This is a genomic window from Thalassospira marina, assembly GCF_002844375.1.
Taxonomy (GTDB): Bacteria; Pseudomonadota; Alphaproteobacteria; order Rhodospirillales; family Thalassospiraceae; genus Thalassospira; species Thalassospira marina.
In genome coordinates, this window is the sequence record NZ_CP024199.1 from 221,469 (window position 1) to 242,297 (window position 20,829).

The following is a 20,829-nucleotide window of genomic DNA, read 5'->3' on the forward strand; positions in this document are numbered from 1 at the left end:
ACGGTCGATTGCCTTGCCTTGCCGTGCTTCGCCTTTGCGGTAGGGCTGGTCCGCAGCATCCCTAGTCAGATTGATGGGTTGTTGGTGATAAAGGCGCCGTAGGCCAGCCGCTTAAGGTTATAGACTAGGCAGGACATCGCCAGAATGAAGGTCAGCCCGGCAGCCAGGAAATAGCCCATGCCATGCAACGGGAAATAAGCCGCGGTCAGCCAGGTAAAGGTGAAATTGGCGACCAGAAAGGTGATGTTGAGCAGCATGACGGGTTTGCGAAAGTCGAAATAGGATAAAAACACCATCGCAAACATCGACAGCACATGCAGGCAGGCACCCAGCGCCCCAAAGCGGAAAACGCCGATTTCCTTGAAAGGGATATTCATTGTTTCCAGAATGAAGGCAGCGGAAAGCACGATCAGAATGGCAAGAAGCCCGGTCAGCACCACCAGATTGCGCAGGCTGAGCAGGGTGAAATTGACGATTTCACGCTGATAGCTTTCAATCGCCGAATAGGTGGCGTGTTTTTGGAAGGATTTATAGAAGCGGTTATATTTTTCGAAAAACGACGTTTCGATATTTACGAAAAACACCGCAAAAATCGGAATGGTGAACAGGTAGGACAGGAACATCGCGGAATCGTAATAGGGAGCGGTGCGCAAAATACCCGCCACAACATCCACGCTGTCATCGCGCATCCACATCACCCATTTATCAACCCAGATCGCGATATTATAGCTAAGCCCGCTAACACCCAGCACCCAGTAGACCCGGCCCTGGCGGGGCAAAATGGCAAGGTCGCCGGGCAGGGCGGGATATTCCACAAATATCCAGGCCAGCAGGCCAAACAGGATCAGGGCCAGACCGGCATTAAACCCCCATATCAGGCCGGTGGCACCAAAACCCGTGAGTAAAAAGCCGCAAGCAAAGAAGGCCAGCAACATGCCGGCAAAGAAGATGCCGGAAACAAAGGTGTAATTTTTTAGGGCGCTGACAAAAACCACCACCGTCCAGATCAGACCGATCAGATAGCCGCCAACAATGGCCGCGGCCCTTTGGGCGGGTGTTAAATCGGCGGCATAACCGTAAAGCCAGATCATGGGGGCGGACACCAGCAGCACATAGGCCAGCATCATGGAAAACAGAAGGGACGGCGCACGATCAAGGGTGTCATCGTGGATCTGGTCGGCCAGAAGGCGGGTACCAACCATGACAATCGGCCCGCAAAACACCAGCGAGAACGAGAAATTATAGGTAATGACCGTGCGAAACAGCAAAAGGTCGTCCCAGGTCACCAGATAGCGCGACAGGAAGGTAATGCCAACCAGTGCCATAATGGTAAACAGCCATGGCCCTGAAGACAGCATCGCCGAATAGGAATAGGCCTGCACAATGCCCCAAAGGTCGCCCCGGCCGGTCATTTTGCGCAGGGTAAAGCCAATGCCCGCCATCAGTTTTTCCCTTCGCTGCGAATAAGCGGCCCGTTATAGCCATCGGGTGCGTCCCGCCCGGTTTTGTAGATTTCGTCATACAGGCCCAGCACGCTTTTTTTATTGTATTGGGCCGCTACCCGTTTGCGGATGGTTTCGCCAAACCCGTCACGCGTAGAGGGCGATGTAATGATTTGCGCCAGCGCCTTTGCCATTTCGCTGGGGTTTGCCACGGGCACAACAATGCCCCCCTGCCCCAAAGGCGGGTTTTCATCGGAACGGCCATAAAGCATTTCACGGCACGCCCCGACATCGGTGGCAACGGTGGGAATGCCAGCTGCCCCACCTTCAAGAATCACCAGTGGCTGTGCTTCGCTGACACTGCTTAGGACCAGAACATCAATTTTGCCCAGATAATCGGCGATATTTACCCGGCCGCCAAAAATAACCACATCCTTGATGCCCAGATGTTCGACCATTTCCTGGCATTCTTCGAAATAGGTTTCGTCTTCGTCGGTTGGCCCCAGGATTAGGGCTTCAAAATTGCGGGTTTCGCGGGTCAGCATGTGAATGGCACGGATAAAGGATTTGATATCCTTGATCGGTACGACACGGCCAATCAGACCGATAACCGGTTTTTCCTGCCGGTCGCGGGCAACGGCGGAATATTTGTCGTAATCGATGCCATTGGGGATGACGCGGACCTTTTCCGGGGCGGCACCATCGCGCAATTGCAACACCTGGTTGCCTTCATAAAGGGTGATGATTTCATCACAGGCGGCATAGCAGGCCTTGGACAGGGCCGAAAACCCCTTTAACCACAGCGACCTGATATCCTTTTCCAGGCTTTTGATATCGTAATCGGGGATCGGGTTTTGATAAAGCCAGTCCGCCATGGCGATTTCGATGCGGCGTTCATTGGTGTAAATGCCATGTTCGGTCAGAACGACCGGGCGCTGATATTCGATTTTGGCCCGCGCGGCCAAAACCCCGGCATATCCGGTGGATACCGCATGATAACACCGCGCTTTGGGCAGTTTGAACCGCGTTGTTGCCAGAATGCCGCCCACCAGGATGCGCCAGCTCCAGAAGAAATCCAGAAACGAGGTCGAGGAGAAGTTTTCGGCATAGAAGGTTTTTAAAAATTCCCAGCCAAAGTGGCTGTTAAGCAAAATATCCTTGCCGATATTCAGCCCGTTCACCCCACGGGTGAAGGTGGTGAAATCATTGATATCGCCGGAATTCAGAAAATTCAGCAGGGCGCGGGTTGTGTCGCGCAATTTGCGTTTTTGCCAGATGAAATTTCGCCCGTCGGGCAGTTCGTGCAAATAAAGATGCCGAATGCCGATAACATTGTCGGGCACCTTGTATTTATGGACAAATTCGCCGGTGTTTTGCGCCAGAATAGCAACGATTTCAAAGGTAATGTCGGGCATGGCGCTGACAATGTCATGCACCCAGCTTGAAACACCCCCGGCAACATAGGGATATGTGCCTTCAAGCAGCAGGCAGATATCGGCTTCGCGCGTGGCAGGTGAATTCATTCGGTCGACCCTTTTTGCCACATCGCCATACTATCAAGGCGAAACGGGCTGACGACCGGGTTTTTCGCCGCGGTGGTTTCGGGGAAGTGGCGCGCAATCAGTTCGTGAACGCGGTCATAATTTTTGGCGTTATAGTTCGCCTCGATCAGCCAGCTGGCAATCGCCTGCTTGTTGCTCGATCGTTCAAGGGCGATTTCAAACATCGACGCCGCGCCGGTAAAATCGCGCTGGCGGTTCAGGATGCGGCCAATGCGATAGGGCGGTGTGGCATCGTCGGGCCGTTCGCGCAGGCATTGTTCATAGGTTTCAAGGGCCATCTTGCGGTTTTCAACTTCGCGTTCGCGGTCCAGCAGGCCGGTAAAGGCATAATCGTCATAAAGGGTCGCCAGCGCCATTTTGGCATCAAAGTTATCGGGACTTTTGCGAATCGTTTCCTGGATTTTCAGCACATTTGCCAGAAACCGGTTTTCAATGCGCGCCTTTGCCGATGCCGCCAGAACACGCACGGTCGGGTCGGCATCATTCATTGCCATGATGATGACATTGGCAAAATCGGGCCGGAAATAACGGGCAACCAGGGTAACGATGGCAAGCTTTTCGTCGGTTTCGGCTTCCTGCATCAGGTCGGTATAGACCGTGACGCTGTGTTCGGGGCCAACGGTGCGGCTGCCCGATAAAAGCTGGCTGTAAAGGTCTTCGGCGGTGGACACATGGTCCGCCGGGAAAAGGGCCATATACCAGTCGCGAAAACGCCAGTTATCGGTGCGGGTCAGGATGGAAACAATCACCAGAAGCAAACTGCCCGCCGCGCCAAGAAACCCGCACAGCAGATACCCAAAGGCCAGCACGCAATATTCACGTACAAAATAGCCCTTCACCCCGCGCCAGTAACATAAAAGCGCTATGACAGCCGCACTTGCCAGATGCAGACCGGCAAGTTCCGTCCAGGGCAGGGCGGATGAAGCAAAGGCAAAACCGACAAACAGCGAAAAGGCCAGCGCCAGAAACGTGATCACCAGCATCCAGATATGCGACGACAGGGGCCGGGCCGTATAGATATGGTCCGGGCCAAGCGAGACGGCATTTGGCGATGCGGGCGAGCGGGCTGTCATGGTGCCGGTTTTCCCTGCGTGGGCATGACGACGGACCGGGTTGCGATGGTCAGGTCGCAAATGGTTTTGTCGCTGTTGTTACGCAGGATATTTTTCAGTTTGCCGCGGACAATTTCAACACCTTCCTGATTGGTACCCAGCAGCAAAATGGAAATGATGGTGCCGTTATCACGCCCGTCACGCTGAAAGACCAGGTCGGTATTGCGCAATTCGCGGGAAAAACCACGCGCGATCTGGTCGGTTACGCGAAGGGCCTCTTCAATTGCGATACTGGCTTCGGTATTGCAGATATCAAGCTGCCACAGGGTCAGGCCGTTACGGCGGCAAACCTGGATCAGCCATTCGGACAGGGACGGCCAAAGCTGGCTGGAAACAACGGACCGGCGCGCACCATCATTGCTGACCCAGACCGAGTTTTCATAGGTTTCGGCCTTGGCGAAGGCATTGCTAAGCCATTGCCGAACCAGATTGGCATTGATCAGAAGCGAGCTGTTGAGCTTGTCGAAATCAATTTCCTCGATCCGGATGACCGCCAGGATTTCCCCCGTCGCGCTGTTTTGTACCGGGATGGCGATAATGGCATCATCCCCCAGAATGGCGGCGTCATCCTTGCGGGTGACCATTAAAATACGCCGTTCGGTCAGCAGGCAGGAATAAAGGTCGCTGCCCCCGGCGATCTGGCGGGAAAATTCGGTGGGCGTTTCCCAGCCATGGGATACCAGGGCATCGAAATTATTGCGGCTGGGGACAAAAACCGAAAACTTGTTGGGTGCAAGGATTTCCTCGACCAGGCTTTCAATGCCGGTAATGACATCGCCGACCTCAAGGCGTTCAACATTTTGGGCCGCGCGAAACACGGTCAGCACGGTCTGGGCCTGGGTGGCGATTTGTCGTTCAAGGAAATGCACCCGTTCCATGGTCGATGCATAGGCCTTGGAAAGGGTTTCCTCGCGCAGTTCGGTCTGGGCCAGGCTGGCGCGCAATTCGGCATTTTGCACCAGTTGGCGGCGGCGCAATTCGCCCAGAAACAGCCCTGTCAGCATCCATAAAATGGGCCGCCAGCCGACATAAAGCAGGTAATCGTAATAATCCTGATCCACATTCTGTTCGGGCAGGTGGCCGCTTAGGATGGCAATGCTGCAGGCGATTGCCGCAATAAGCCCGGCACTGGTGCCATATTGAACCGACAGCAAAATCACCACGGCCCATAACGGGTGTGGCGCAATGGACCAGAAGCGGTCGCCAGTGCCGAACGCGTAATCGACAAAAATGAACAGGGCCATAAAAACGGCCAGTTCGATCAATGCCGATAAACGCAGATCGGACCCGGCGCTGCTCGCACTTTGCCGGGCGGCTTCAACATTCAGGCGTTGGCTGTCATCAATAATGCCAGGACGGGTCATTGTGCAATTTACCGATCAGAAAGGTTATTTGGCAGTCCGGGTCATATTTTCGACCATCTGGTTCACCAGCCGCTGGGCAATGATGCTGACGCTGTCGCGTGCAAAGGTGCCCTGGCCCACAATGCCGGAACTTGCACTCCAGATCACGGTGCCGGTGCCGATATCGACCAGGCGCATATTCATGCTGACAGACGGTTCTTCGCGCAGGCCATACTGATAGCCATATTCTGAAACACTGCCGGTCAGGACATATTGCACACCCAGAATTTCGCCAAGCTGGCGGGCGGAAACGGCGGTGTGGGTGCCAACGGCTGCCGTGGCGGTGCCTTCGGCATTTAACGAATCATAGGTTTGGGCAACGTTGCTTTCGGGCTGAACCGCAAGGTTGGTGTTGGCGCGCAGCGCACTGACCGCCAGATAGGATGCCACCTGGCCTGCTTCTTCGCTGTTGGTCAGGTTATCAAAGGGCATGACGGCAATGCTGGCACCCTGGGTAAATGAAACCGGGGTGCTTGCGGTTATGATCTGGCGGTCGCCGGTGGTGCAGGCTGCAACCAGCAGGCCAAGCATGGCACAAACCAGGCCCCTGACAAGGGTATGACGCCAGCGTGTTTGTTGATTTTTCATCGTGCTGTCCTTTCCCGTCCTAGAAATACTGTTTGATCGTGATACCGATAAAGGTGGAACCGCTGCTGCCGACACTGTTTGACGAATTCGCCGTGTGGCCGAATGACAGCGTTGTTTCATACTGGTCCGCCAGATTGCCGATCAGCGCGCCGGTAAAACCGAAACCCTGTTCGCCGTAGCGGTCATAGCTGTATGCAATGCCGGTTGACAGGGTCAGATAATCGGCAAGGCGAATATCGTGACCCATGGAAAATTCGTGAACTTCGCGCCGGGCGACATCAAGCGGGCTAAAGCCGTTTCCTGCGGCGTCGGTTTTGTCGGTTTGGGTTAGGGGATATTCCGCATCAAGGCGGTAACCGGCAAAAACCGGGAAATTGTAAATATCGAAACTGTCGCGCACATATCCTTCAAGGCGCCAGGTGCGCGCCAGATTTGCATCCCCATCCAGCCCGTAATTGTTCAGTGATGTGCCAATGCCGATATCCCAGCTATCGGCCTGGGTGATATCGTAATTGGCGGCAATGCTGTCGCGCGTGCCATATTGCACAACCGCGCTGGTCTGGTCCCAATAGGGTTGATGGTAATCCGCGCCCAGCGAAACCGTGCCGGGCAGAATGTTATATTGCCATTCAGCCCCGATACCCGGTGATTTCTGGGTGGCGTAAGCGCGATATTGCCAAATGGTGCGCGCAGATATTTCCTGGTCCAGCCGCAGGGCAAGTTTTTGCCGGTCGCCGGTAAAACCGCGATTATCACCATTCCGCTGAATGAACGGGTCGGCATCGATATGGCGGTTTTCCACATCCATTGCCAGCAACAGATCATCGCGGATAAAAGCCCGGCCATTCACGGTGCCAACGATCTGGGTGTTGCTGCTGCCATTGTCCTGATATTGGGCGCCGCCACCGATAAAGGCGCCGTTTTGTTTTAAAATATCCTGTCGGGCACGAACAATGGCGGGGTCGTGGTTATGGGCAATGACCCGGCCATATTGCCGGGCGGCTTCGCGCCAGTTGCCACTGCGATATTCCACCTCGGCCAGGGCGTTGCGGGCCTCGACACTTTCGGGATCGTTTTTAATGATTGCGCTTAGAATTTCGCGGGCATGGCCATATTGGCCCAGTTCCATGCGGGCCCGGGCCTCGATAATGGCGCGCCGGGTTTCCGCCGCGCGGTTTTCGGCATCGCTTAGCGGGATGCGCGTTGTCGGGGCCGGTTTGGCTTCGGCCTGTTTTTCGGGTTTGGTGTAATGAACGGCAAGCTGGTTATCATTCTGGGAAATATCGAATTTCCCGTCAAAGGCCATTTCCATTAACAGCACGTCATAGCTGGTCTGAACAGTCAGGACCTGTTCGGGGTATTGGCCAATCAGGCTGTTAAGGTCAAATTCGCCAATCGGGTCGCTGAAGCGCACAATCAGTTCGCGGCCATTGGTCATCACGGAATTGTCTGGCGAATTGCGCAGGTCCAGCACCATGTTGAAATCGCGTGTGCCTTCGGCCGTGATGCGCGCATCGGTTACCTCTGCCTGGGCAGGGCGCACCATACCGGCCATGCCGGCAATGACCGCCAATCCATATATTCCGGTTAATGAAGTCGCCTTGCCCAAATTATTCCCCTTTATCGCCCCTGGCCCTGAAAATTATGTGTGTTCTTCCTTAAAAAACGACTATTTCCCGCGCACCTGCTGCAAGGCTCGCTGGGGCGATCGTTGTAACAATCGCGTTTCGGCAATGTCGGCAATCACACCGGCATCCCCCGGGTTTTCGCGCAAAAGCTGGCTGAAAATGGCAACGGCCTCGTCATAGCGCTGCAGGCGCTGCAACAGCAGCCCTTCAAGATGGCGCATATAGAAGGTCGGGTTTTTCTGTGTGCGCAGCAGATCCAGCGATTTGCGGTAATTCTGGCTGGCGGCCTTCTGGCGGCCCAGCCGGTCGTTTGATTCGGCAAGCTGGTAATAGCTTTCAAAATCCCCCGCAGGTGCCAGCGCCAGATAGCGTTCAAGATAGGCGCGCGCATTGTCAAACTGTTCACGGCTGAAAGCAAGCTGCCCCATGATGCGGAACGGTTCGGGCGCGGTGCGGTCAATCACGGTCAGGCGTTCGGCAATTTGCTGTGCCAGTCCTTCAAAATTGTTGGCCTGTGCTGCAGCCAGCAGGGTTTTAAGGCGCACGGGGTCGCTTGCGGCCTGTTTGCGCTGGTCATCAAGCAGGCCCAGAAGGGCCGCGCGGTTCCCCGCCTTTTGATAGGTTGCCACCAACTGTTCGACAAATTTGGGGTCGGTGCCATATTGGCCGGCATATTGCCCCAGAATTTTATTTGCCCGGTCCGGGGCAAAGGCATTACCGGCAATTTCAAGCCATGCCAGCCGTGTTTTGCCGCTGGTTTGGCTGATGCGATCCGTGATCCAGTCTGCCTGCTGGTCCGTCAGGCGTGGCCCCCACAGATAAAGCAGGGTTTTTGCGGCCTCACTATCGGGGCCGGATTGCGCCGCGACATTCTGGAAAATGCGCGATGCCGCAGTTTTTTCACCAGCCGATAACAGGCGGAAGGCAATTTCCTGGCGTTCGCGATTTGCAAGGCCCGGTGCATCGGCCTGCTTTGCCAGATAGGCCAGTGCTTCCTTGCCTCGGCCCAGGGCATTGAGGGCATCGAAATAATAATTGCCCCATTCGATGGACTGATCGGCACGCTGTGCCAGTTCTGGCAGCACGGTGTCATAGGCCTTCAACCCGATCAGGTCATAAACCAACTGGGTTTTGCGCGGTTCGGTGCTGTCTTTAAGATCCTGTGCCAGAAGAACAACCAGTTCCTTGCGGCCGGGGCCACCGGCATTCACGCTTTGACGCAGGGTTTCGGTGTAAAGGTTGCGGTAATCCGGGTTGGACAGGGGCAATGCCTTTGCCAGGTCCATGGCCGTGGCAATATCGCCGTTGCGCAGTCGGGCATCGGCCAGGGCAAAGCGAATGGCGGGGTTATCCGGGCCAAGGTCAAACTGCTTTTGGGTTGCAATAATTTCGGTTGCCAGGTCGCCCGACTGGCTGGCAAGGCCCTGCAGGGTTGCCAGATCGCCAATTTGGTCAGCCTGCCATTTATAGGTGGCAATCCAGTCGCGTATATCCTTGGGTGTGGTTGGCGAAATGGCCAGAATGGCCTGTGCCAGTGCCCCGCTATAGCTGCGCGGCTGGGGCGCAACCCGTTTGATAAAGGCCAGCCCGTCCGTGCGGCGATCAAGGGTGCGAAACAGAAGGGCGGCTTCGGGCAGGCTGCCATCATCCAGCGTTTTGGCCTGTGCCAGCACATCAAGGATTTTACCCAGTGCCGCCATGGCATCGCGGTCCAGCCCGGCATTGGGGCCGGTGGTGGTTGCGTTGGCAGCAGTGGCGGGATTTGTCGTATTTGCCGTGTCGGTTGCACCGATAATTTGCCAAATCCGCGCCATTTGCAGCAATGATTGCGGGGTGCTGGCGCTTAAATGCTGCAGGGATTTTTGCAGCATGGCGCGCGCGGTATCAAAATGCTTGTCGGCAAATTCGGCCCGCGCACTGGCAAGGTAAACCCACAATTCGCCATCACGCAGCGTCATTTCGCGCTGCAGATAGGATTGGGCAAAACGGATATCGCCGGTATCAAGGGCACGATCAATCAGAAGCGAGCGTAACCACGATGGCAATTCATCATAACGCGCCAGAATATCTTCATGTAGCGGTGCTGTTTTATCGAGTGTCGTTGCCGCCTCGATATAGGCGCTGAAGGTTGCCTGCGACATGTCACGGGGCGGCAGGTTTATGCCGGCAAGCGTATCAAACAATTCCTGCATATGGCCCGTTGCAAGGGCGGCAGATACCCAGATATCGGCTAGATCGGCATGTGACGGGAATTCGGCACCATAGCCGCGCGCCAGTGCATAGGCCCGCGCGGGCTGGTTAACATCCATCATGAATTGCGCCAGGCGCGTTGTATCGCCAACGGGCATGTTTTGCGCGACCGGCAATGCATCAAGTGCGGCATTAAGACGGGCAATATCGTTTTGCTGCCAGATCGCTTCAAGCACCAGCAACTGGTTTTCCAGACTTGGCTGACGCCGGGTCATTTCGCGGGCAAGAAGTTCGGCAAAACCATAGGCCTTGCCCTGTGCAGCCGTGCCATAAAGCGTTGAAAGCAAGTCGGCGTCCAGGTCGGTGCTGTTTGCCGATGCCAGCCATTTTTGTGCCAGATCGCCGCGCCCGGTGGCGGCATTTAGCAGTGCCAGTGCCGCCTGATTGCGAAATACCGGGTTGCCTTCCAGGGCGGGCCGCAACAGGGGCAGGCCATGTTCGGCCTGGCCCAGTGCAACATAAAGGTTGGCGATACTGAAAATATCGCCATCAAGCGGCGTGGTGCGCGCCAGTTCATCAAGCACCGGTAACAGGTCGCTGGTGCGGCCCAGGTCATTAAGCAGGATCGCCAGATCATAGCGGTTGGTAAAGGCCATGTTCTTTTGCGCAAGGGCCAGTTTGATCCATTTGCCGATATCGGGCTGGTCATTACGCAGCACGGCATACCGCGCCCACAAGACCGGTGCCGTTAGGCGAATATCTTCGGGGATATGGTCGGCAAAGGCGCTGGCACTTTGCAAATCCCCACGTTGCAGGGCAATTTCCAGCCCGTATGTCATCAAATCAGGCGGGCTGGCATCGGGATGCTTGCCAAGATAGGCAATCGCACCTTGCAAGTCGCCTGCGCCAATGGCCGCACGAATGGCAACGGCCCAGCCATCGTCATTCAGGCTGTTCTCGGCAATATAGGGGGCCAGTACTTCCCTGGCATCGGCAATGCGGTTGGCATCAAGCAGGATGGATGCATATAGAATTTCCAGCGGCTGAATTTTTTGCGCCGGGATGGTGCGCAATGTTTCAAGCACATCAAGTAATTGCGCGGTTTGCGCGCGCGTTTGATACAGGCTGGTAATTACCCGCGCGGTGGCAAAAACAGGCGCCTTGCGCATCCATTCAACGGCAAAATCATGGGCGCGGGCAGGTTGGCCGGTATCAAACAGCAGGCGTAATTTCAGTTCGGCTAGGCGCGGGCTGAAACCATTGGGGCGGTTTAGCAGTTCTTCAACATAATCGACCGATTTTGTTGGGTCGCCCAGGCTGGCATACAGATAAACAATCGACACCAGGTCATTGTCGGTGGCCCAGCCGCGATCGGCCAGTTCGCGCAGAACGCCGATTTGATCGCGATAGCGACCCTTGAAGTTATAAATGTTCGACAGGTTACGCAGCAGCGTTTCGGTGGGCGCAATGTCGCGCAGGGCTTCCAGCGTTGCGGTGTAGTCATCGGGCCGCTGGGCATATTGGTAAAGGGTGCCCAGATCCGAAAGGATGCGCACCGATGTCGGGTTCTGGTTGCGCAGTTCTTCAAACAGGGTAATGGCGCGGTCAATTTCGCCATTTTGCAGGTAAATACGCGATAGCGCGCCATAGACATCGATGCTGCGATTGCCTGCGGCATATTCTTCTTCGTAAAAGGCGCGGGATTTAACAAAATCCTTGTCGCGGAAATAGATATTGGCCAATTCGCGTTTGGACGGCACCAACAGCATGCCGGACGTAATAACCGCGCCAGTCATCGCAATGATGACCCCCAGGCTGGTTAAATTTATTGTCCCCAAACGCACTGTTGCTGCCTATTCCGTTACGGGTTCAAGCGTAAGTTCGGCACCGGAAATGCCATCAAGCGGGATGGTGTAGGTCAGCATGCCATTGGCATCGGCCGACACGGTTTCGGTCCATTCGGGCCGTTCGCCGCTGGCGGGAACATACAGTTTGAATTTGGCAGACGGGCGGGTGCGCCATTGCATTTCGCCTTTGCCAAAACCCTGTAACTTCATATGAAGTGCGCCATTGGTATTTTGAAGGTCCCAGGCCCGCCAGCGGCTTGAAACAATATAGGGCTGGCTGGCAACGGGGTATCTGGCCTCGGTATCGCTGGTTTTTACGGAAATAACCGGTGTTTCAACCGCTTCATCAAGCGAGATGTAAAGGCTGCCCTGATAATGGGTCTGGCCGATCACACCATAGGAATTTGAAAAATCAACGGCCAGATGTTTGCCATTGTCAAAGCGCACTGTACCGGCCGTGCCACGATTGCGGATCTGCCAGTTGCCATTCTTGGTTTTTTCAATCTCGGCGGTGAAAAAGCCCTTGCCCAGGCGGGCGTAACGGCTGGCCGATATGGGAATGATGGATGATTTGCGCGCCAGTTCCAGGTTGGAAAGCACAGCATTGCGGCTGGCGACCTTTTCGCCCGAATACATGTGGTAATAGATGTTGAAGGGCCGCAGGCGAATGGGGCTTTCGGTATTTTCAATCGTGCTGGAAAGATAGCGGAAACCGAAATAACGGTCCGACCACAGGCGCGTATAGGTGTTTTCGTTGCTGTTTGATGCGTAAACCTGCACGGTTTTGCCCACACGCATGCCCACCGGTGCCACCCATGCCAGCGATGGATAATCCGGGTCCCAGCGGCTGTCACCTCCATTCAGATTGGGCAGATCAATGCTGTCAGCCATGGCAATGGCGGCTTCAAAAGGCGATGTATCTCCCGACCACTGGATCAGTTCCACCTTTTTGCCGGGCGGGCAGAAGGTCGAGATATAATCGGCGGCTTCGACAATTTCCTGATGCAGGTCGAACGGACGGCGAATATAGGCGCGCGGCAATTCATAGGATTTTTTCAAACCCGTATCGGATGCATCAATGTCATCCGCGATCCCCAGAAATTCCAGCACCCGCTTGGGAATGTCGCTGCCATTCTGGCCAAAATCGCGAGATTCACGTTTCGACGAATAATTGTCGAAATAGCTCCACTGAAAGGGGTGGGTGTAGGTGTGCGATGCCGCCTCGACCTGGGGCAGGGCGCAAAATTTGCGTTCGATATCGCCGGTGCGCTTGGTGCCAGCCCAGTTCGGATCAAGGTCTGCCGCGATGGGGGCGACCGATACCGGCAGGTCGGGAAAAGGTTTGATCAGGTCGCGATAGACAACTTCGGAATCAAGCAGGGGCTGGTCATCATCGCCGCGAATTTCGCTAAGGTTTCGCCAGCCATCGCCATCAATATGCGAATAATAAATCCGCCGCCCCATCAGGGTGGTGGTATCTATTTTCGGGAAATCTTCGAGGTTGAAAGCACGTGAAAAGAACTTGAACGGGTTAAGAATCCATTTCCGGTCATGTTCGTTTCGGCCAATGCGAACCGCGTAACCGTCCTGCACAAATCCGCCCGACGGGCCAAAGGCACCGAGCACAAATTCGCTGTTTGATTGCGGTGGTGATGCCGTGACAAACGGTGTTGAACCGCTTGATGCACGACTGACCCCGTAAAAAGTTGGCAACGGTTTGACAATGTCGGCTTCGTAATCCGTCATGTCGGGGTCAAAATGCTTCAGGCTGTAATCAAAGGTGAACTGTTCCCAGTCGCCATCAAACTGCCCGCCCAAACGGTTCAAAACCCGGTTCACCAATGTCAGGGGAACGGTTTTGCCGTTCAGGTCCTGCAAAAAGGACCAGTCGCCCAGCATCACAACCCGGGTGCCGGCATTCATCTGGGCATCAAGCCATTTTAAAAAGCCTTCGGGGTCCGGCAGGCGGTCAATTTCCATCCAGACCAGAATGCCGCGATATTCATGTGGGTCATTAAATTTCGGCAAACCCTTGCCCAGGTCAAAATGGGTTACGGTCAGCCCCAGAAAATTCAGGACTGTTTCCGCTAGGGCATGGCCCGCGGTAAAGCGGGGTTTGGGGTCTTCGGGGGAATAATAAACCGATGCAATCTCGCGCGAGACAGGGCGCGCCTGTGCCAGCGAAATAGGTGCAAGTACAATAAAGCAGATAATAACTTGCCGGAAAATTTTAAAAAATGAGGCCAAAACCACACCCATCTGCTGAAGCATAGCCCCAGGGCATTACAGGATATATTAGACGATCCAGTTTGCCCTTTTACGCGGATTGTATAGGAAGTTACAGAAAAACTTGTACTTTCGGCATTTAATGTATGTGGGGGCTTATTCTTACGTAAATGATAATGACTTGCATAAAGAAAGGTCCGTTTATTCGACCTTTCATTTTACGGGTAATTCCCCATGCAGGTTCAGTTTGACCTGTAGATATTTATAAATATCAAAGCCAGGTAAATAAATTACCGGGTAATTTTAAATATTTCTAATATTGATGCACCGGGACAAATGCGATTTTAAAGGCAGGCTTCGCCCAACGCCAAATTGCCATGGTATTTGCCACGACTTATGCCGCCCCATGACTGGCGCACACGCCTGGATACCAGCGTGAAGGATACATGGAAGTGCGGGAATGCGGCAAAGGCCGGATAAATGCCTGCCGGTCAGGCAAAGCGGCGGAAAAGACCGCGTCTTTCCCGGCAGATCAGGGTTAAACCCGCCTGCCGTGCCAGATTGACCGCCGTTAATGTAGGGCCGGAAAGGGTGACAAGCCCGCCAATACCGCATTGCACGGTTTTGGTGACAATTTCATAGGAACACCGGCTGGTCATAAGGATGAAACCACCGACCGGGTCGATATTTTGTCGGGCGATGGCACCCAAAACCTTATCAAGGGCGTTATGACGGCCGATATCCTCGCGCGCGAGCAGGATGTTGCCGCTGGCATCGGCAAAGGCGCTGGCATGAAGCAACCCGCCACCGGCCTTGTTGCGGCTTTGATAGTTTGGCAGGTCATCGATGGCGGCCAGCACCACATTTTGCGGCATGTTGCCGGGGGTAACCTTGCGCGGGGCCTCTGCCGGGATGGCTTCAAGCGATTGCACACCGCATAACCCGCAGCCTGACCGGCCCTCAAGGGTGCGTTGCCGGTCGCTTAGCGCATCGACGCAGTCTTCGTCCAATTCCGCCTCGATCACGTAACCCCGCAGGGTAGCGCGAACATCCTGAATTCTGATTTGCGACATATCGTTGATGATGCCTTCGCTCAGGCAGAAGCCAGTCACGAAATCTTCCAGATCGTAAGGTGACGTCATCATCACGGCATGGGATTTGCCGTTAAAAACCAGTGCTGCGGGCACTTCGGGCTGTAGAAAAAGGGCGTCCGTACCGGCATCCTGATCAGTAATGGCAACCGCAGGATCAAAGCTGCGATTGTCAAACATGTCATTGCTGCCAGTGGGCTTTGGGGCCGGGTTGGATGCCATTTTATAGTGCGCCAGTTTCGGGTTGATCAGGCGGGTTCTTTGACCTTGCGAATGTGCGGGGCTGCCGCCAGCACCAGCGGATCAAGGCCGTCGCCGCCTTTTTCGATATGGGCAAAAAGCGCGCTTCGCATACGCGGTTCCCAAAAATCATTGATATGCCCGGAAATCCCCGGCACGGCGGTTTCAGCCGGTTGGGATTTGAAAAAGGTGGCAATCTGGTTGGCCATGTAAACGAGTTTTTCGGACTTCATGGGTGGTTTCTCCGGCCAGAAAGCGTTGGTTCAGCATATAAAATTTTGCAGGGTTTTTCAAAACCATCATCTGCTTTTGTGCGCAGCAAAACTGGGCTCCCTTACGAAGGCCAGCGCGGTGGTGGTGGTTTTAACATACCTGCATCAACAGGGGTTGATTGGTGCGCCATCGGGGCCGTTCAGCCCCGGTTCGACGGCCAATCAATGGTGTTTTGGCGGGGACCAGATGGTGTGGTCCCCGCCAAATTGGATCATGCCTTATTCGGCAGCGTCGATGGTGGGTAGAATGCGCCGGGACAGTTCTGCCTGGGCATCATATTCCACCTGCCATTCCGTTGGGCCGTTGGATGCCGAAACCTGCACCGCCGTTACCTTGTATTCGGGGCAGTTGGTTGCCCAGTCGGTAAAGTCGGTGGTGATCACGTTGGCCTGCGTGCCCGGATGGTGGAAGGTGGTGTAAACAACACCCGGCGCCACACGATCGGTAATTTTGGTGCGTAGCGTGGTTTCACCCGAGCGTGATGCGAGACGGATCCAGTCACCATCACGAATGCCGCGCTGTTCGGCGTCATGCGGATGGATTTCCAGAAGGTCTTCCTCGTGCCAGACGCTGTTTTGGGTGCGGCGTGTTTGCGCCCCCACATTATACTGGCTGAGGATGCGGCCCGTGGTAAGCAGCAGCGGGAAGCGCGGACCGGTTTTTTCGTCGGTCGCAACATATTCGGTGACAACGAATTTGCCCTTGCCGCGCACAAAGCCATCAATATGCATGACCGGGGTGCCCAGCGGTGCCTTTTCGTTGCACGGCCACTGAACCGACCCTTCGCGTTCCAGCAGGTCGTATGTCACACCGGCAAAGCTGGGGGTCGTGGCGGCGATTTCGTCCATCACCTGTGACGGGTGGGTATAGTTCCAGTCCAGCCCCATTGCCTTGGCAAGGTTTTGCGTCACTTCCCAGTCGGCATAGCCGTTTTTCGGCTTCATCACGCGGCGAACGCGGTTAATGCGGCGTTCGGCATTGGTGAATGTGCCGTCTTTTTCCAGGAAGGTCGAACCGGGCAAAAACACATGCGCGTAATTTGCCGTTTCGTTCAAAAACAGGTCATGAACGACAACGCATTCCATTGCGGCAAGGCCGGCGGCAACATGTTTGGTGTCCGGGTCGGACTGCAAAATGTCTTCGCCCTGAATGTAAATGCCCCGGAATGTGCCATCAACGGCAGCATCGAGCATGTTGGGAATGCGCAATCCCGGCTCGTCATTGAGTTTGACACCCCACAATTTTTCAAAAATGTCGCGGGTGCCATCATCGCTGATATGGCGGTAGCCGGGCAGTTCATGGGGGAAGGACCCCATATCGCATGAACCCTGCACGTTGTTCTGGCCACGCAGCGGGTTCACACCCACGCCGGGACGGCCGATATTGCCCGTTGCCATTGCCAGGTTGGCAATCGCCATAACCGTGGTTGATCCCTGGCTATGTTCGGTAACGCCAAGGCCGTAATAGATCGCGCCATTGCCGCCGGTGGCAAAAATGCGCGCAGCCTTGCGAATTTCATCAGCCGGGACACCGGAAATCTTTTCGACTTCTTCGGGGCTGTTTTTGGCATCGGCAACAAAGGCTGCCCAGTCTTCAAACTCGGACCAGTCGCACTTTTCGCGAATGAAGGCTTCGTCATACAGGTCTTCGGTGACAATGACATGGGCCAGTGCCGAAAGAACCGCAACGTTGCTGCCCGGGCGCAGCGGCAGGTGAGCTGCTGCCTGAATGTGCGGGGAGCGCACAAGGTCAATCCGGCGCGGGTCAATGACGATAAGCTGGGCACCAGCGCGCAGACGTTTTTTCAGGCGCGATGCAAAAACCGGGTGGCCGTCTGTCGGGTTGGCACCGATCAGAATGACAACATCGGTTTGTTCGACACTGTCAAAATCCTGGGTGCCGGCCGAGGTGCCAAAGGTGGTTTTCAGGCCATAGCCCGTGGGTGAATGGCAAACACGCGCACAGGTATCGACATTGTTATTGCCAAAACCGGCACGGATCAGTTTTTGCACCAGGAAAGTTTCTTCGTTGGTGCAACGCGATGACGTGATGCCGCCAATCGATTCCTTGCCATATTGCGACTGGATGCTGCGGAATTTATTGGCCGTATAGGTCAGGGCCTCTTCCCACGAAACTTCGCGCCAGGGATCGTTGATGTTATCGCGGATCATCGGTTTGAGGATGCGGTCCTTGTGGCTGGCATAGCCATAGGCAAACCGGCCCTTAACACAGCTATGGCCACGGTTGGCCTTGCCATCCTTGTAGGGGACCATGCGCACCAGTTCATCGCCGCGCATTTCCGCCTTGAACGAACAACCCACCCCGCAATAGGCACAGGTGGTAACAACCGAATGTTCCGGCTGGCCAATTTCGATAACCGATTTTTCCTGCAACGTGGCCGTCGGGCAAGCCTGGACACAGGCCCCGCAGGACACACATTCGGAGGACAGGAAATCTTCGTGCATGCCAGGTGACACGCGCGATTCAAAACCACGGCCTTCAATTGTTAGGGCAAACGTACCCTGGACTTCTTCGCAGGCACGCACACAACGCGAACAGACAATGCACTTGCTGGGGTCATAGGTGAAATACGGGTTGCTTTCATCCTTGGCCATATAGCGCGGGTTTTCTTCGCCGTTCTGACGGGCTTTGACGTGGTTTTCACCTTCGTAGCCATAACGCACATCACGCAGGCCAACGGCACCGGCCATGTCCTGCAATTCGCAATCGCCATTGGCCGCACAGGTCAAACAATCCAGCGGGTGGTCGGAAATATAAAGTTCCATCACCCCGCGACGCAGCTTTTTTAACCGGTCATTCTGGGTATGCACAACCATGCCATCTGTTGCCGGGGTGGTGCAGGATGACGGTGTGCCACGGCGGCCTTCAATTTCAACCAGGCACAGGCGGCACGACCCAAAGGCATCAACCATGTCGGTTGCGCACAGTTTGGGAATTTCAATGCCAGCCTCCATCGAGGCGCGCATGACAGACGTGCCTTCGGGCACGGTAACGTCAAAACCGTCAATATTCAGGGTAACGGTTTTTTCGGACTTAACGGCAGGCGTTCCGTAATCAATCTCTGAAACCAGGGACATTTTCTTACTCCGCTGCAATATCAAGCGCGCGTGGCTTGAAATCTTCGGGGAAGTGGGTCAGCGCACTTAAAACCGGATAGGGGGTAAACCCGCCCAATGCGCAAAGGGAGCCGAACTTCATCGTGTCGCACAAATCGTGCAATAGCTCGATCTGGGCTTCGGGTTCTTCGCCCTTGGCAATTTTATCAACGGTTTCAACGCCACGAACGGCACCAATGCGGCACGGCGTACATTTGCCACAGCTTTCGATGGCGCAAAATTCCATCGCAAACCGGGCCTGTTTCATCAGATCCACGGTATCGTCAAAAACGACGATACCGGCATGGCCGATCAGGCCGTCACGCTTGGCAAATTCTTCGTAATCAAAGGGCGTATCAAACAGATCCCGCGGGAAATAGGCCCCCAAAGGCCCGCCCACCTGCACGGCCCGTACCGGGCGGCCCGTTGCCGTACCGCCACCAATGTCATCAACCAGTTCACCCAGCGTCAGGCCAAAGGCGGTTTCAAAAAGGCCACCATGGCGGATATTGCCAGCAAGCTGGATGGGAATTGTACCACGGGAATGGCCCATGCCAAAATCACGGTAAAATTCAGCACCCTTGTCCATGATGATGGGAACAGATGCCAGCGACAGCACATTGTTTACAACTGTCGGCCGGCCAAGGAATCCTTCAAGCGCCGGAAGCGGCGGTTTGGCCCGCACAATGCCACGTTTGCCTTCCAGGCTGTTCAGAAGCGATGTTTCCTCGCCGCAAACATAGGCGCCCGCACCGGTGCGAACTTCCATGTCGAAATCATATTCCGACCCCAGGATGTTTTTACCAAGGATACCGGCTGCGCGCGCAACCTTGACGGCCTCTTCCATGATGCGGATGGCATCGGGATATTCCGAACGGGTATAAAGATATCCCTTGGTCGCGCCCGTTGCGATCCCGGCAATGATCATGCCTTCGATCAGAACAAACGGTTCGCCTTCCATGATCATGCGATCGGCAAAGGTGCCGCTGTCGCCTTCGTCGGCATTGCAGACGATGTATTTCTGGTCGGCCTTGGCGCCCAGAACGGTATTCCATTTCACCCCGGTCGGGAAACCGGCACCGCCACGACCGCGCAGGCCGCTATCGGTAACCTGTTTGACGATCTCGGCCGGTTTCATTTTCAGGGCCTTGTCCAGCCCGGCGAAACCTTCATAGGCGCGGTAATCCTCAACCGATAGCGGATCAATGATGCCGCACCGGGCAAAGGTCAGGCGTGTCTGTTTTTTCAGAAACGGGATTTCCTCGGTGGCGCCAAGGGCCAGGTCGTGGCTGGCGCCGGTCATAAAACCGGCATCAAACAGGCTGGCAACATCATCGGGTGTGACCGGGCCATAGGCAAAACGCCCATTTGCGGTTTCGACCTCGATCATGGGTTCCAGCCAGTACATCCCGCGCGACCCGTTGCGCACCAGTTTGGCATCAAGCCCGCGTTTGGCGATTTCGCCCGAAACGGTGCTGGCAACGTCATCCGCGCCAAGGGCAATGGCCCCGGAATCCAGCGGTACATAAATTTTAACGGTCATGACCGTGCCTCCTTGATCAGGGTATCAAGGCGCTTTTCATCCACCCGGCCGACCAGTTTTTCATCCATCAGGGCGGCCGGTGCGCAGGCGCACAGGCCCAGGCAATAGACCGGCTCAAGGGTGATGGCATCGTCGCTGGTGGTTTCGTGCCAGTCGACTTTCAGCGCGCGTTTGGCATGGTCTGCCACCCGGTCTGCGCCCATGGACTGGCAGGCTTCCGCCCGGCAGATTTTCAGGACATGGCGTCCCGGGTGCTCTTCACGGAAATCATGGTAAAAACTTGCCACGCCATGAACTTCCGCCCGGCTTAAATTCAGGCGGTTGGCAATGATCTGCAGGGCAGGTTGCGGCACAAAGCCGAATTCCTTCTGCACATCATGCAAAATTGGCAATAGCGGTCCTTCCAGCTCGGCGCAGGCATCAACGATGGCACCGACCCGGGCGGACATTTCCTCGGTCGAAACAGATAAAGACATGCAGCCTCTCTCACAAAGCAGTCTTTGTTTATTTTTTCCAGTGTCGGCAAAACCGTCACTGCGTTCAATAGAGCGTTCCCGTTACGCGATAG

Annotated in this window: 13 protein-coding genes; all 13 read right to left on the bottom strand. The window is 55.3% G+C overall.

Going from position 1 to position 20,829, the window contains the following annotated elements:
- Positions 1-65: 65 nt before the first annotated feature.
- Entirely contained in the window at positions 66-1,442 is a 1,377-nt protein-coding gene (gene pelG, locus CSC3H3_RS01000; protein WP_101271363.1) for an exopolysaccharide Pel transporter PelG, read from the bottom strand.
- Entirely contained in the window at positions 1,442-2,965 is a 1,524-nt protein-coding gene (gene pelF, locus CSC3H3_RS01005; protein ID WP_101283116.1) for a GT4 family glycosyltransferase PelF, read from the bottom strand. The genes pelG and pelF overlap by 1 nt, the downstream gene beginning before the upstream one ends.
- On the bottom strand, positions 2,962-4,077 hold the full coding sequence (locus tag CSC3H3_RS01010; RefSeq protein WP_101271359.1) for a tetratricopeptide repeat protein: 1,116 nt from the start codon (positions 4,075-4,077) through the stop codon (positions 2,962-2,964). The genes pelF and CSC3H3_RS01010 overlap by 4 nt, the downstream gene beginning before the upstream one ends.
- On the bottom strand, positions 4,074-5,480 hold the full coding sequence (locus CSC3H3_RS01015) for a hypothetical protein (RefSeq protein ID WP_101283118.1): 1,407 nt from the start codon (positions 5,478-5,480) through the stop codon (positions 4,074-4,076). Before CSC3H3_RS01015 ends, CSC3H3_RS01010 begins: the two co-directional genes overlap by 4 nt.
- A gap of 24 nt (positions 5,481-5,504) precedes the next feature.
- On the bottom strand, positions 5,505-6,107 hold the full coding sequence (locus tag CSC3H3_RS01020; protein ID WP_157831785.1) for a GNA1162 family protein: 603 nt from the start codon (positions 6,105-6,107) through the stop codon (positions 5,505-5,507).
- A gap of 19 nt (positions 6,108-6,126) precedes the next feature.
- Entirely contained in the window at positions 6,127-7,680 is a 1,554-nt protein-coding gene (locus tag CSC3H3_RS01025; RefSeq protein ID WP_101283122.1) for a tetratricopeptide repeat protein, read from the bottom strand.
- Positions 7,681-7,776: 96 nt separating this feature from the next.
- Positions 7,777-11,721 (bottom strand): tetratricopeptide repeat protein, encoded by a 3,945-nt coding sequence (locus CSC3H3_RS01030; protein WP_157831786.1) that lies wholly within the window; start codon positions 11,719-11,721, stop codon positions 7,777-7,779.
- 57 nt (positions 11,722-11,778) lie between these two features.
- Entirely contained in the window at positions 11,779-14,019 is a 2,241-nt protein-coding gene (locus CSC3H3_RS01035; RefSeq protein WP_157831787.1) for a polysaccharide deacetylase family protein, read from the bottom strand.
- Positions 14,020-14,489: 470 nt separating this feature from the next.
- Complete coding sequence (gene fdhD, locus CSC3H3_RS01040) at positions 14,490-15,269, bottom strand: formate dehydrogenase accessory sulfurtransferase FdhD (protein WP_245881223.1); 780 nt, start codon at positions 15,267-15,269, stop codon at positions 14,490-14,492.
- Positions 15,270-15,337: 68 nt separating this feature from the next.
- Positions 15,338-15,562 (bottom strand): formate dehydrogenase subunit delta, encoded by a 225-nt coding sequence (locus tag CSC3H3_RS01045; protein ID WP_101271345.1) that lies wholly within the window; start codon positions 15,560-15,562, stop codon positions 15,338-15,340.
- A 258-nt stretch (positions 15,563-15,820) separates the two neighbouring features.
- On the bottom strand, positions 15,821-18,700 hold the full coding sequence (gene fdhF, locus CSC3H3_RS01055; RefSeq protein ID WP_101283132.1) for a formate dehydrogenase subunit alpha: 2,880 nt from the start codon (positions 18,698-18,700) through the stop codon (positions 15,821-15,823).
- Between the two features lie 4 nt (positions 18,701-18,704).
- Positions 18,705-20,261 carry a formate dehydrogenase beta subunit gene (locus tag CSC3H3_RS01060; protein WP_101283134.1) on the bottom strand — a complete coding sequence of 519 codons (1,557 nt, stop codon included), beginning with the start codon at positions 20,259-20,261 and terminating at the stop codon, positions 18,705-18,707.
- Positions 20,258-20,737 (bottom strand): formate dehydrogenase subunit gamma, encoded by a 480-nt coding sequence (locus tag CSC3H3_RS01065; protein WP_101271337.1) that lies wholly within the window; start codon positions 20,735-20,737, stop codon positions 20,258-20,260. The genes CSC3H3_RS01060 and CSC3H3_RS01065 overlap by 4 nt, the downstream gene beginning before the upstream one ends.
- Positions 20,738-20,829: the final 92 nt, after the last annotated feature.

Coding starts and splice junctions, on each gene's coding strand:
- CSC3H3_RS01030 (WP_157831786.1), bottom strand. CDS start 11,721: ATGACTGGCGCGGTTATTACGTCCGGCATGCTGTTGGTGCCGTCCAAA.
- pelG (WP_101271363.1), bottom strand. CDS start 1,442: ATGGCGGGCATTGGCTTTACCCTGCGCAAAATGACCGGCCGGGGCGAC.
- CSC3H3_RS01015 (WP_101283118.1), bottom strand. CDS start 5,480: ATGACCCGTCCTGGCATTATTGATGACAGCCAACGCCTGAATGTTGAA.
- CSC3H3_RS01020 (WP_157831785.1), bottom strand. CDS start 6,107: ATGAAAAATCAACAAACACGCTGGCGTCATACCCTTGTCAGGGGCCTG.
- CSC3H3_RS01045 (WP_101271345.1), bottom strand. CDS start 15,562: ATGAAGTCCGAAAAACTCGTTTACATGGCCAACCAGATTGCCACCTTT.
- CSC3H3_RS01010 (WP_101271359.1), bottom strand. CDS start 4,077: ATGACAGCCCGCTCGCCCGCATCGCCAAATGCCGTCTCGCTTGGCCCG.
- fdhD (WP_245881223.1), bottom strand. CDS start 15,269: ATGTTTGACAATCGCAGCTTTGATCCTGCGGTTGCCATTACTGATCAG.
- fdhF (WP_101283132.1), bottom strand. CDS start 18,700: ATGTCCCTGGTTTCAGAGATTGATTACGGAACGCCTGCCGTTAAGTCC.
- CSC3H3_RS01065 (WP_101271337.1), bottom strand. CDS start 20,737: ATGTCTTTATCTGTTTCGACCGAGGAAATGTCCGCCCGGGTCGGTGCC.
- CSC3H3_RS01060 (WP_101283134.1), bottom strand. CDS start 20,261: ATGACCGTTAAAATTTATGTACCGCTGGATTCCGGGGCCATTGCCCTT.
- pelF (WP_101283116.1), bottom strand. CDS start 2,965: ATGAATTCACCTGCCACGCGCGAAGCCGATATCTGCCTGCTGCTTGAA.